This window comes from Amycolatopsis ponsaeliensis (assembly GCF_030182635.1).
GTDB classification, from domain to species: Bacteria; Actinomycetota; Actinomycetes; order Mycobacteriales; family Pseudonocardiaceae; genus Amycolatopsis; species Amycolatopsis ponsaeliensis.
In genome coordinates this window covers 119,795-132,280 of record NZ_JAPZLD010000034.1, presented here as the reverse complement: position 1 = coordinate 132,280, position 12,486 = coordinate 119,795, and the positions used below count along the sequence as shown (strand labels likewise).

At 73.1% G+C, this 12,486-nt stretch carries 10 protein-coding genes; 6 read left to right on the top strand and 4 right to left on the bottom strand.

Going from position 1 to position 12,486, the window contains the following annotated elements:
* The first annotated feature begins 166 nt into the window (after positions 1-166).
* Positions 167-2,272 (top strand): primosomal protein N', encoded by a 2,106-nt coding sequence (locus QQ657_RS38535; RefSeq protein ID WP_284747271.1) that lies wholly within the window; start codon positions 167-169, stop codon positions 2,270-2,272.
* A 53-nt stretch (positions 2,273-2,325) separates the two neighbouring features.
* Here the strand turns inward: QQ657_RS38535 and QQ657_RS38530 are convergent, their stop codons facing one another.
* Entirely contained in the window at positions 2,326-3,663 is a 1,338-nt protein-coding gene (locus QQ657_RS38530; RefSeq protein WP_284747270.1) for a pyroglutamyl-peptidase I, read from the bottom strand.
* Positions 3,664-3,758: 95 nt separating this feature from the next.
* On the bottom strand, positions 3,759-5,228 hold the full coding sequence (locus QQ657_RS38525; RefSeq protein WP_284747269.1) for a helix-turn-helix domain-containing protein: 1,470 nt from the start codon (positions 5,226-5,228) through the stop codon (positions 3,759-3,761).
* A gap of 129 nt (positions 5,229-5,357) precedes the next feature.
* Here QQ657_RS38525 and QQ657_RS38520 point away from each other — a divergent pair, with 129 nt between their 5' ends.
* Positions 5,358-5,651: a hypothetical protein gene (locus QQ657_RS38520; RefSeq protein ID WP_284747268.1), complete on the top strand. Its 294-nt coding sequence runs from the start codon at positions 5,358-5,360 to the stop codon at positions 5,649-5,651.
* Positions 5,652-5,698: 47 nt separating this feature from the next.
* On the opposite strand, the gene QQ657_RS38515 is transcribed toward QQ657_RS38520, so the two are convergent.
* Positions 5,699-6,514 (bottom strand): lysozyme, encoded by an 816-nt coding sequence (locus QQ657_RS38515; RefSeq protein WP_284747267.1) that lies wholly within the window; start codon positions 6,512-6,514, stop codon positions 5,699-5,701.
* 203 nt (positions 6,515-6,717) lie between these two features.
* On the opposite strand from QQ657_RS38515, the gene ggt reads away from it, so the two are divergent.
* Positions 6,718-8,517, top strand: a complete 1,800-nt coding sequence (gene ggt / locus QQ657_RS38510; RefSeq protein ID WP_284747266.1) for a gamma-glutamyltransferase — start codon at positions 6,718-6,720, stop codon at positions 8,515-8,517.
* 1 nt (position 8,518) lies between these two features.
* Here the strand turns inward: ggt and QQ657_RS38505 are convergent, their stop codons facing one another.
* Positions 8,519-9,475, bottom strand: coding sequence for a GNAT family N-acetyltransferase (locus QQ657_RS38505; protein ID WP_284747265.1), 957 nt, complete (start codon positions 9,473-9,475; stop codon positions 8,519-8,521).
* A 144-nt stretch (positions 9,476-9,619) separates the two neighbouring features.
* Here QQ657_RS38505 and fmt point away from each other — a divergent pair, with 144 nt between their 5' ends.
* Genes fmt through QQ657_RS38490 form a run of 3 tightly spaced genes read left to right on the top strand, consistent with a single transcriptional unit; the run spans position 9,620 to position 12,461 of the window.
* Entirely contained in the window at positions 9,620-10,546 is a 927-nt protein-coding gene (gene fmt, locus QQ657_RS38500; RefSeq protein WP_284747264.1) for a methionyl-tRNA formyltransferase, read from the top strand.
* Positions 10,543-11,967, top strand: coding sequence for an RsmB/NOP family class I SAM-dependent RNA methyltransferase (locus QQ657_RS38495; protein WP_284747263.1), 1,425 nt, complete (start codon positions 10,543-10,545; stop codon positions 11,965-11,967). The genes fmt and QQ657_RS38495 overlap by 4 nt, the downstream gene beginning before the upstream one ends.
* Positions 11,964-12,461, top strand: a complete 498-nt coding sequence (locus QQ657_RS38490) for a flavoprotein (protein WP_284747262.1) — start codon at positions 11,964-11,966, stop codon at positions 12,459-12,461. The genes QQ657_RS38495 and QQ657_RS38490 overlap by 4 nt, the downstream gene beginning before the upstream one ends.
* Positions 12,462-12,486 lie beyond the last annotated feature (25 nt).

The following is a 12,486-nucleotide window of genomic DNA, read 5'->3' as shown; positions in this document are numbered from 1 at the left end:
GCCGTTCCCCGATCACTTGGTTGCTGACCTTCGACAAGCCAGAAACTAAGCCGGACAACGGCGTGCGCCTTTATGCCACGCTCAACCACCCACACATCGGTACGAAGAGCCCCTTAACGGCATTCTGGGGCAGAGGCTGTCGGAGGGGTCTGGTAGAGATCACGGGGTGAGCAGTTCCGAGCCCGCCGCCCTCTGGGATCTCCCGGAGCAGCCGCCTTCGCCGAAGGCGGCGCCGTCGCGTGCCCGGAAACCCTCGAAGGCGCCGAAGCCCGGCCAGAAGGCGAAGGGCGCCCAGTCGCCCGCGCCCGAGCGGCCGGTCGCGCGGATCGTCGTCGACATCCCGCTGGCGCACCTCGACCGCACCTTCGACTACCTCGTGCCGGAGAAGCTGCACGAGACGGCCGTGCCCGGGTGCCGCGTCCGCGTCCGGTTCGCCGGGCAGCTCGTCGACGGCTACCTGATCGAGCGCGGCGAGACCAGCGACTACGGCAGCAAGCTGGCGTTCCTCGACCGCGTCACGTCGGCGGAGGCGGTGCTGCCGCCGTCGTTGCACGCGCTGTGCCGGGCCGTCGCCGACCGCTACGGCGGCACGCTGTCGGACGTCCTGCGCCTGGCGATCCCGCCGCGGCACGCGAAGGCCGAGGGCGAGCCGCCGCTGCCGCCCGCGGCGGTCCCTTCCCCGCCGGACACGACGGCGTGGGCGCGCTACCAGCGTGGCCCGGCGTTCCTGGAGGCGCTGGGGGAGGGGAAGCCCGCGAACGCCGTCTGGCAGGCCCTGCCGGGCGAGGACTGGCCACGCCGGCTCGCCGAGGCCGCCGGTTCCGTGGCGGCCGCGGGGCGGGGCGCGGTGCTGGTGGTGCCGGACCACCGCGACCTGAACCGGGTGCACGAGGCGTGCGCCGAGATCGTGGGCGAGGACGCCGTGGTGGCGCTGATCGCCGGCCTCGGGCCCGCCGAGCGGTACCGGCGCTGGCTGGCGGTGCTGCGCGGCGGGGTGCGGGTGGTGGTCGGCACGCGCGCGGCGATGTTCGCGCCGGTCCACGACCCCGGGCTGTTCGTCGTCTGGGACGACGGCGACGACCTGCACCTCGACCAGCACGCGCCGTACCCGCACGTCCGGGACGTGCTGATGGACCGCGCGCACGCGGCGAAGGCGTCGCTGCTGGTGGGCGGGTTCGCCCGGACGGCCGAGGCCCAGCTGCTGGTCGAGTCGGGCTGGGCGGCGCCGGTCCTGGCCGACCGCACGGTGCTGCGGTCGGCGGCTCCCCGCGTCACGCCGGTCGGCGAGGACTTCGACGTCGCCCGCGACGAGGCCGCCCGCGTCGCCCGGCTGCCGGCGGTGGCGTTCGAAGCCGCGCGTCAGGCGTTCGCGGCGGGGCACCCGACGCTGGTGCAGGTGCCCCGGCGCGGGTACGTGCCGGGCCTGGCCTGCGGAAACTGCCGCACGCCGGCGCACTGCCGCCGGTGCGCGGGTCCGCTGGCCCTGCCGGGCGGGTCGGTGGACGGGCAGCCGAAGCCCCCGGCGTGCCGCTGGTGCGGCGTCCCGGAGACGGCGTTCCGCTGCACGGCGTGCGGGTCGGTCCGCCTGCGCGCGGTGATCGTCGGCGCGAAGCGGACGGCGGAGGAGCTGGGGCGCGCGTTCCCGGGCATCCCGGTCCGCACGTCGGGGGCGGCGGAGGTCCTGGCATCGGTCCCGGGCAAGCCGGCGCTGGTGGTGTGCACCCCGGGAGCGGAACCGGTGGCCGAGGGCGGCTACGGCGCGGCCCTGCTGCTGGACGGCTGGGCATTGCTGGGCCGCCAGGACTTGCGCGCGGGCGAGGAGACGCTGCGCCGCTGGATGGCGGCGGCGGCCCTGGTACGCCCGTCGTCGTCGGGCGGGCGGGTCATCGTCGGGGCGGAGGCGGGCATGGCGGTGGTCCAGGCCCTGGTCCGCTGGGACCCGGCGTGGCACGCGGCGCAGGAGCTCGCTGGGCGCCAGGAGCTGGGTTTCCCACCGGCGATGCGGATGGCGAGCGTGGAGGGAAGCCCGGACGCGGTGGCCGGGTTCCTCGCGACGGTGTCGTTGCCGTCGTCGGGGGAGATTTTGGGGCCGGTCCCGCTGGGCGAGGTGGACGAAGAGGGCAACGCCGAGCGTGAGCGGGCTTTGGTGCGAGTGTCCCGGGCGGAGGGAAAGCCGCTGGCCTCGGCCATCCAGGAGGCGGCGGCTCAGCGGGACATGAAGAAGGCTACGGAACCGATCCGCATCCAGCTGGATCCGCTGGAACTCATCTGATCCGCGCACGCCACGGAGAAAGAATCCGTGGCGTGCGCGCGAAATCCGCCGGATCAGCGATTCAACACCGTGCCCGGCAACGAATCCAGCTCCGCCCGCGCGGATTCCGTCGCCCGCAAGGGAACCGCCGGACCCGCACCGCCGGCCGCGGCGGAAGTCAGTGCAAGGACCTCGGACGCGATCGCCTGGCGGCGGGCCTCGAAAGCCGGGTCCGTCAACCCTGTCGGCTGGCCCAGCACCGGCGTGTGCAGGTGACCGCCCGCGACCGACGTCAAGCCCAACCCGACCCGGACCCGGTTCGCGCGGAACATCGACTCGTTCGACAGATAGTTCCCGCCTCCGCCCGAAGCCGCGATCTCGCCCGGCGCCGGGGCGTCCGAGCGGCACACCGGCGTCCCGGTACCCGGGTGCGAAGAGTCCGGCCACACGCAGAACGCCTGGTTGAAGTTGACCGGATAAGCGCCGGTCACCTCGAGCATCCGCGCGTACGGCAGCGTCGTCTCGATGAACTGGACGTCCGGCTGCGGCCAGCCCGCGGCCGGCGGGACCCCGCCCGTCACGGACACGTTGTTGTTGTCCGGGAAGCCACCTCGCCAGGCGCCGGCCCAGCGTTCGACGTCGAAGCGGCCCGGGCGGCCCTGGCTGATCGTCAGCACCACGTCCGGCCGCCGCGCGCGGTCGCGCAACGCCGTGCCGTACGCCGCCTCGACGATGCCCTGGTCGAAGTATCCCCACACGACCGGGAAGCTCACCGCCTGCACCACGGCCGGGCCGGACGGGGTGTCGAGCACGCGCCCGTCCAGCTGCAGTGCCGACGCCCCCGCCGGGTTGGAGATGGTGATCCCCGCGCCGTCGAGCTGGAACGGGTCGAAGCCGCTCACCATGACCCGCCGCGTCTTCCCGAGCGGGAACCGGACGTCGTCGAGGCCGCGGGAGCCGCGGTCGAACGCCGTCAGCAGCGACGTCCGCTGCGAAGAGGAAGCCGGTGCCCACTGGCGGATCGCGCTGCTGAGCTGCAGCCGCGCCCAGTACAGCGGCCGATCGTCGAACCGGTCGAGCGTCCCGAGATCCGGACGGCGGCCCTGCGCGCGGTCGACGGCCGTCCGCCACAGCCGCTCGCCGGCTTGGGTGACGACGCGCTCGGCCCGGCGCGGGGTGCGCGCTGCGCAGAGGTCGTGCTTCACCTCGGCGACGAGCGGATCGAACCCGGCCAGCCGCACGAGTTCGGGCCCGACGGCGGGACCACCGGCCGGCAGCGAAGCGGTCAGTCGCTGCTCCTCGACGGTCAGCGGCGCGGCGGGGTCGAAGCAGCCGGTCGCGGCCGCGGCGGGAGCGGGGAGCGCGAAGAGCGGGACGGCGGCGAGCAGGGGGAGCAGAGCGGTCAGGCGCACGGGTTTCCCTCCACGGCGTGGGTGACGCGGCCGAGTCTTCCGTCGACCGCGCCACCCGCGGAACCCGCGGAAGTCGGGATCAGCCGGTCGCGTGGTCAGAGGGCCGCGCCCGCGGACGCCTCGGCCGGAAGCCGCAGCCACCAGTTCGCACGGGCACGGACGACGGGGGCGTGTGCCCGCAGGAGCCGCAGCCCGTCGCGGTCGCCCTTCATCCCCACCGCGTAGAGCGCGGCCCGCTGGGTGCTCCCGCCGGTCGGTTGCGCGGTGAGCACGTGGTGCCAGAGACGCAGGTCCGTCCGGCCGGGGAGGTGGGCCAGCGCCACGGCCGCCGCGTCCCGGGCCGCGCCCCGCCACATCAGGTTCTCGATGACCGGGCGGTGCCGGGCATCGCCGAGACTGCCCAGGAGGTCCACGAGCACGCTGTGCATCGCCGAGCCGGTCCTCGTGCGCCCGCTGGTCAGCATCGACGCGACGGTGTCGGCGAGGACTCCGCGAAACGGCGACGCGTGCAGGACGTTGACCGTGAGGATGCGCAGATCGCTGTCGGTGCTGGCCAGCGCCTGCCGGAGGATCCGCCCGCCGAGCAGGTCCGGTTCGTGGTGCCGGGTCTGAGCTTTGACCAAGGCGCCGCGCAACGCGTCGAAGGCCGCTTCTCCTGTTCTTCCCAAGGGCGCCGAACGTGCGCCGGGACGGCTCGGGCGGTGCCGGAACAAAGCCGCGAGGACGTCCGAAGCCGCTTCCCGGACCGGCGGTGACGTCGACGCGCCGGCGCGCAGCTCGCGGGAGACGGCTTCGAGCCGGCGAACCATCTCGGGTGCACCCGGTGGCCGCGCCGCCCACGCGAAGAGCGCGCCAAGCTGCTCGGCCTCGTTCCGCGGTTCGCACATCAGCCGAAAGAGCCGGCGCGAGGCCGTCGGATTCGCCGCGAGCAAGGCGATCGGGTCGATGATCAGCTGGCAGGCAGGCTCGGTGACGAATTCTTCGGTCGCCGCGACGAGCGCGGCGCCTCCTGCCGGGTGCCGGTGGACTCGTTGCAGCGCGGAAAGCCGGAGCAGATATCGCCAGCCCACGGAAAGACACATCTCGGTGAGCAGGCGGTGCACAAGGAAGTCCCATGTCGGCCGGGGGAGTCTGCGTCGCGGCTGAGTGAGGGAAACCGTCAGGTCCGCCCATTCCGCCGCGGAGACGGGATCACGGTCGAGACATTTGTCGAGCAGTTCGTCACAGGGCGGCGCGGTCCGGCGTCCTGTCGGCCGGGCCCGACCGAGTGCGGTCACCACGGCCCCCAGCTCGCCCGGCGGCAGGTCGAAGAGTTGCTCGTACTGGTGTAATGCCCACGTCGGGACCGTAGCCCGGGAGTTCTCCCAGCGGGAAACGGTGGCGTTGTCGACGGGTGGAGTTCGCATCGCGGCCGCCAATTGCCGGATGGTCAGGATGTCGGCTTCGCCGTAGAGGCGCCACATCTTGAGCAGCCAGGCAGCGAGCTGACCTCGTTCGACGCGCGGCCACGGATCGGCTTCCTCGTCGCCGAGGGAAGTCGGTCGTCCACGCCGAGCCGTGGCCATCACCCGATTTTGCCCGGCCCGGTTCGGCGGGGAACGCCGCCGAACGGGTTGTGCCGGTTTCGCAGCAAAACGGTGGGAGGTCGGCCGCGCGCTCTACCGTCGGTTCTCCCAGCTGAAAGGAACTTGGCCATGGCGACCAAGGTGTTGTGTGGGTTCATCTACAACTGCTCATTCGTGAAGAACGAGTACACCTCAGTGAGCGGTGACGAGGCCGTCGTTGTCCTGATCCCGGAATTCAGCAAGGATCGCAAGGAGTGTCTGGTGGGACTCGTTGTGCGGAACGGGCAGAAGTGGGAGCCGGATCTCAATCACGTCTACACCGTCTTGGTCGACAAGCTGCAGCCGCTGCAGTGCCCGATCGATGAGAGCCTCGTCCGCACGGCCAGGCTGAAATTGGCCGGCAGGGTCAAGGAGGGGCGCTGAGTGGGCCGGGAGCACGCGGGGAGGGTGCGTGCTCCCGACCCACAACGTCAGCCGGTGGCCAGCACCTTCAACCGCGAAATGTCCGCGCTGAACTGGTCCTGATCAATAGGCGAAGAGCTGTACTGCCAGAACGTGTAGAAGCCCCAGTTGTAAGGCAACGTCCCCGCCGACGACGCATATCGCGCCACCCACAGCGGGTTGGTCGAGCTGAAGTCGCCCGTGTTGCCGGTGCACTGGCTCCACCAGCTCGTTGCCGTGTAGATCACCGGCCAGCGGGTCGTCTTCGCGTGGTACTCGTCGCTGAATGCCTTGATCCACGACACCATCTGCGCCGGCGTCTTGCCGTAGCAGGCGTTGTTCGGGCCCCACTCGATGTCGAGCGTGCCCGGGAGGGTCTTGCCGTCCTTCGACCAGCCGCCGCCGTGGGCGACGAAGTAGTCGGCCTGGGCCGCGCCGCCGGCCCCGTCCGGGCGGCCGTAGTGGTATGCGCCGCGGATCATGCCCACGTTGTACGACCCCGTGTACTGCTGGCTGAAGTACGCGTTCTGGTAGCTGGTGCCCTCGGTCGCCTTGACGTAGGCGAACTTCTTGCCCGCGCTCCAGTACGACGCCCAGTTGACGTTGCCCTGGTAGGAGCTGACGTCGATGCCGGGGACGCTCGCGTCCACCGACGCCGGCGCGAGCCCGGCCGGGGCGACGCCGTCGTGGGCGCGGATCGCCGCGCCCATCTCGTGGTTGTTCGAGGCGTCCTGTTCGGGCAGGCCCGGCGCCGCTTCGGCGCCGGCGGCGGTCACGACCAGCAGGGAGGTCGAGACGGCCACAGCGGCGCCGAGCAGGCGGCGCCACCTCCGTGGTGCGGTCATCTTCAGTTGTCCTTTCGATTGCCCTCGCGATGCGCGGCTGTGCAGGGCCGCGCCGGACGATTCTGTGGCGTTGACGTGGGCAGTGTCACTCCGCCATGTGATCCAATTTCGAAGTCTGGGGAAACTCGTAAAATCCTGACAAGCGGGGTGTGCCGCCCGTTGGCGTCTTGAAGGCGCTCGACCCGAGGGGCAGACTCGCCCGCATGCCGTCGCACAGATGCCGCCGAGTCCTCGCCATCGCCGCCACCGCCGCGCTCGCCACCACCGTCGCAGCCGGACCCGCCGGCGCCGCGACACCCACGCCGAAGTCCCCGGTCGCCGTCGGGTTCGGGGGCGCCGTGGCCAGCATCGACGCCGACGCCACCGCGATCGGCACCAAGGTCCTGCGCGACGGCGGCAACGCCGTCGACGCGGCCGTCGCGGTCGCCGCCGCGCTCGGCGTCACCGACCCGTTCTCCGCCGGCGTCGGCGGGGGCGGGTTCTTCGCCTACTACGACGCGAAGACCCACCGCGTCCACACTCTGGACGGCCGCGAGACCGCCCCGAAGTCCGCCGACGCGAACCTCTTCGTCGAGAACGGCCAGCCGCTGCCGTTCAACGATGCCGTCACGAGCGGGCTGAGCGTCGGCGTCCCCGGCACGCCCGCGACGTGGTCCGAGGCCCTTCGCAAGTGGGGGACGCGCTCACTGGCGAAGTCCTTGAAACCCGCCGAAGACTTGGCGCGCAAGGGGTTCGTCGTCGACCCGACGTTCCAGACGCAGATCGCCAACAACGCCGCGCGGTTCTCCGCGTTCCCCTCGACGCGGTCGCTGTACCTGCCGAACGGCGCGCCGCCGTCGCCCGGGACCGTCTTCCGGAACCCCGACCTCGCGGACACGTACGCGCAGCTCGAGCGTCGCGGCGTCGACGCGCTGTACCAGGGCCAGATCGGCGCGGACATCGCCAAGACCGTGCAGCAGCCGCCGAAGGACCCGGCCTCGACGCTGAACGTGCGCCCCGGCAAGCTCTCCACCGCGGACCTCGCCGCCTACCGCGCCATCGAGCGCACCCCGACCCACGCGACCTACGAAGGCCTCGACGTCTACGGCATGCCGGCGCCGTCCTCGGGCGGGCTCACGGTCGGCGAGGCGCTCAACATCCTCGAGAACTTCGACCTCAAGCACGCGAGCAAGGCCGACTACCTGCAGTACTTCCTGGAGTCGACGCGGTTCGCCTTCGCCGACCGCAACCGCTGGATCGGCGACCCGGCCGTGATCGACGTCCCGGCCAAGGAGCTGCTGAGCCAGCGCTTCGCCGACTCGCGGGCGTGCCTGATCTCGAAGGACAAGGCCGCGACCAGCCCGGTCGCCCCGGCCGACCCGAAGCACCCGGCGCCGTGCGCCGCGGGCACCACGGCCGCGCCGACGCCGTACGAGGGCGAGAACACGACCCACCTGACGGTCGCCGACAAGTGGGGCAACGTCGTCGCCTACACGCTGACGATCGAGCAGGAGGGCGGCAGCGGGATCGTCGTGCCGGGCCGCGGGTTCCTGCTCAACAACGAGCTGACCGACTTCTCGTTCACGCCGGTGACGCCGGGCGTGCCCGACCCGAACCTGCCCGGCCCGGGCAAGCGTCCGCGCTCGTCCATGGCGCCGACGATCGTGCTCGACCACGGCCGCCCGTTCTTCGCGACGGGCTCCCCGGGCGGCGCGTCGATCATCACCACGGTCCTGCAGGTGATCCTCGGCCGCCTCGACCGCGGGCTGTCGCTGGAGAACGCCATCGCGGCGCCGCGGGCGTCGCAGCGGAACTCGGCGGCCGCCCAGGTCGAGCAGGCGTTCCTGGACCAGCCGGAGACGGCTGCGCTGACGGCCCGCGGCCAGGGCTTCTCGACGGCGCCGGCCGAGATCGGCGCGGCGACCGGCGTGGAGCGCCTGCGTGACGGCCGCTGGGTGGCGGCGGCGGAACCGGTCCGGCGTGGTCAGGGCGCGGCGCAGGTGGTGTGGCCCACGCGCTGGTAGCTCAGGCTTCGAGAGCCCAGCGGATGTACGGCGCCTTCGGGACGAACCCCGCCCGCTCGAACACCCCGGAGGCGCCGGACGGGCTCGCCGAGTCCACCACCAGGCTCGCCCGGTCGTAGCCCTGTCCCTTCGCGGCGCCCAGCGCGTGCGCCAGCAGGGTCGTCGCGACGCCGCGCTTCCGGTGGTCCGGGAGCGTCCCGACGACCATGAAGTGCGCGTCGCGGATCCCGGTGGCCTCGGTGTCGGCGTCCCAGGTCATCGTCACCAGCAGGCCCGCTGGCGTCCCGGCCGCGTCCCGGAACAGGAAGCTGAGGCCGGGCCGGAACGTCTGGTTGACGATCTTGTTCCGCCACAGGTCCGGCGGCATCGGCACCGCGCCCCAGCAGTCCTCGAACGCGGCGTTGCGGATCCGCCGGAAGTCCTCGTCGGTCTCCTGCGACCACGGCTCGATCCGAGCTTCCACCGGCGCGACGTCCCCGAGGGGGTGCTCCATCCGCCGGAAGTACCGGACCGGCGCGAAGCCCTGGGAGCGCATCAGCTCGGCCAGCCCGGCGATGTGCTCGGGCCGGTGGACGTCGACCGCGAGCCGCAGTCCCGGGTGGTGCAGTGCGTGCAGGACCTTCGCGGCGGCCACCCCCGCCTCGACGAGCGTGGTGCCGACACCCCGGCGGCGGTGGGCCGGGTGGACGCCGCCGTCCAGGAAGACCCGGTGGACCTCGGCGGCGGACGGCTTGTAGCGGATCTTCATGTAGCCGATCATCGCGTCGCCGTCGAAGGCCGCGAGGCTGCCGCGCTCGAGGTCCGCGAACGGGTCGACCAGCTCCGTGAGGGTGTCCTCGGCGGTGTAGTGCTCGCCGATCCGGTCCGCGGTTTCCATGGCGTTGAGCAGGTCGGCCGACGCCTGGGCGTCGTCGCGGGTGAGCGGCCGCCACGTCGGGGCCGAAGATCGTCCGGGCATGCCGGCGACGCTAGCCGGGCCCGCCCGGGCTGTCGCCCGGGTTTCCGGGCGGGCGCGAGCGCGCCGTGATCATGAGGGCCTTCTAGACTCGTCCCCGATGTTCCAGCCACGTGAATCCTCCCCGCTCCCGCCGGGGGCAGGCCGATGAAGCTCGTCTTCGCCGGCACCCCCGAGCCGGCCGTCCCCGCGCTGCGCGCGCTGCTCGACTCCGGCCGCCACGAGGTCGTCGCCGTCGTCACCCGGCCCGACGCCCAGGCCGGCCGCGGCCGCCGGGTCGTCCGCTCCCCGGTCGGCGCCCTCGCCGACGAGCACGGCATCGAGGTCCTGACGCCCGCGCGCGCCGGCGACCCGGCCTTCCTCGCCCGCCTGTCGGAGCTGGCGCCGGACGCCTGCCCGGTCGTCGCCTACGGTGCGCTGCTGCCGCAGGCCGCCCTCGACATCCCGCGCCTCGGCTGGGTGAACCTGCACTTCTCGCTGCTGCCCGCTTGGCGCGGCGCCGCGCCGGTGCAGGCCGCGATCCGCGCCGGCGACGAGATCACCGGCGCGTCGACCTTCCGGATCGTCAAGGAGCTGGACGCGGGCCCGGTCTTCGGCGTCGTCACCGAGACGATCGGCGGGACCGACACCGCGGGCGGCCTGCTCGGGCGGCTGGCGGAGTCCGGCGCCAAGCTGCTGCTGTCCACCATGGACGGTCTGGCCGACGGCTCCCTGCGCGCGCAGGAACAGCCTGCCGAAGGACTCAGCTACGCGCCGAAGGTGACGGTCGAGGACGCGCGGGTGTCCTTCGCCGACCCCGCCTCGGCGGTCGACCGGCAGATCCGGTCGGTCACGCCTGAGCCGGGCGCGTGGGCGGAGTTCCGCGGCGAACGCTTCAAGCTCGGCCCGGTCACGGTGCTCGACGAACCCGGCCCGCCGCCGGGCGAGATCGTGGTCGAACGCAAGCGGGTGCTGGTCGGGACGGCGACGAAGCCGTTGCGGCTCGGCGACGTCCAGGCACCCGGCAAGAAACGGATGGCGGCCACCGACTGGGCCCGCGGAACCAGGATCGACCAGGGAGAACGCCTCCGGTGAACGACAACAGGGAACGACGGCCGTCACGGCCGGAGCGGGGCCGCCCGGCTCCGCGCAAGGAAGGCCCGCGCCGCCCGCCGGAGGTGGACCCGGCCCGGCAGGCCGCGTTCGACGTCCTGCGCGCCGTGCGGGAGAAGGACGCCTACGCCAACCTCGTCCTGCCGGACCTGCTGCGCGAGCGGCGGATCAGCGGCCGGGACGCGGCGCTGGCCACCGAGCTGACGTACGGCACGGCGCGGGCGCAGGGCCTGCTCGACGCGATCATCCAGTCGTGCGCCGAGCGGCCGCTGGCCAAGACGGACCCCGCGGTGCTGGACGCGCTGCGCCTCGGTGTCTACCAGCTGCTGCGCACGCGCATCCCGGAGCACGCCGCCGTCACGTCCACTGTGGACCTCGTACGGTCCGAAGGTGGTTCGTGGGCCACCGGGTTCGCGAACGCGGTGATGCGCAAGGTGTCCGAAAAGGACGAACAGACCTGGCTCGACGAGGTGGCGCCGGACGAGGCCACCGACCCGATCGGGGCCTACGCACTGCGCACCGCGCACCCGCGTTGGATCGCCCGGTCGTTCGCCGAAGCGCTGGGGGACAAGGGCGCCGGCCTCAAGGCCGCGCTGGAGGCCGACGACGCGCGGCCCGAGGTGCACCTGGTGGCCCGGCCCGGCGAGATCAGCGCCGACGAGCTGGCCGCGATCACCGGCGGCGACCCGGCGCCGTACTCGCCCTACGGCGTGCGCCTGCCCGCCGGTGCCGGTGACCCGGCCGACGCCGAGCCGATCCGCGAGCGGCTGGCCGCGGTGCAGGACGAGGGCAGCCAGCTGTGCGCGATCGCCGCGACGAAGGTGCCGGTCGAAGGCACCGACGAGCGCTGGCTCGACCTCTGCGCCGGTCCCGGCGGCAAGGCGGCGCTGCTCGGCTCCCTCGCGGCGCTGAGCGGGGCGAGGGTGGACGCCGTCGAGAAGGCGCCGCACCGCGCGAAGCTGGTCGAGAAGGCCACGATCAACCTGCCGGTGAAGGTGTACGTCGCCGACGGCCGCGAGAGTGGTCTGGAGCCGGGTTACGACCGGATCCTGGTCGACGCGCCGTGCAGCGGGCTCGGCGCCCTGCGGCGGCGGCCGGAGGCGCGCTGGCGGCGGCAGCCGTCGGACGTCGCGGACCTGACGAAGCTGCAGGGCGAGCTGATCACGGCGGCGTACGCGCTGCTGCGGCCGGGCGGCGCGCTCACCTACGTCGTCTGCTCGCCGCACCTCGCGGAGACCGAAGGCGTGCTGACCGAGACGGCCCGGCGGCTCAAGGCCGAGGTGGTCGACTCGCGGGAGTTCTTCCCCGGCGTGCCGGAGCTCGGCGACGGGCCGTACGTGCAGCTGTGGCCGCACCGCCACGGCACCGACGCGATGTTCTGCGCCGTGCTGCGCAAACCGTGAAGGATCTCGGGCTGATCGCCGGCTCGTGCGGCGGGCTGGACGTCCGGTTCGCCGCCGAGCTGGTCCGGCCCGCCGCCGAGCGCGGCTGGCGCACGGCGATCACCTTGACGCCGACCGCGATGCGCTGGCTGGAGTCGACGGGCGCCCTCGCCGACGTCGCCGCGGCCACCGACCTGCCGGTCCGCAGCGTCTCGCGGCTGCCGGGGGAGCCGCGGCCGCACCCGGACCCGGCGGTGTTCCTCTTCGCGCCGGCGTCGGCGAACTCGGTCGCGAAGCTGGCATTGGGCATCGCGGACAACCAGGCGCTGACCGTGCTCGGCGACGTCCTCGGCGCGCCGGGGATCACGATCGTGGTGGCGTACCAGATCCAGGACACCCGGATGCACCACCCGGCGTGGCAGCGCCACCTCGACACCCTCGCGGGCGCCGGGGTGACGCTGCACCGGCTCGACATCGGGCGGCCGTGGACCGAGGCCCTGGACCTGCTTCCCTGAGCGTGCTCGCGGGGGCGCCCCCCGT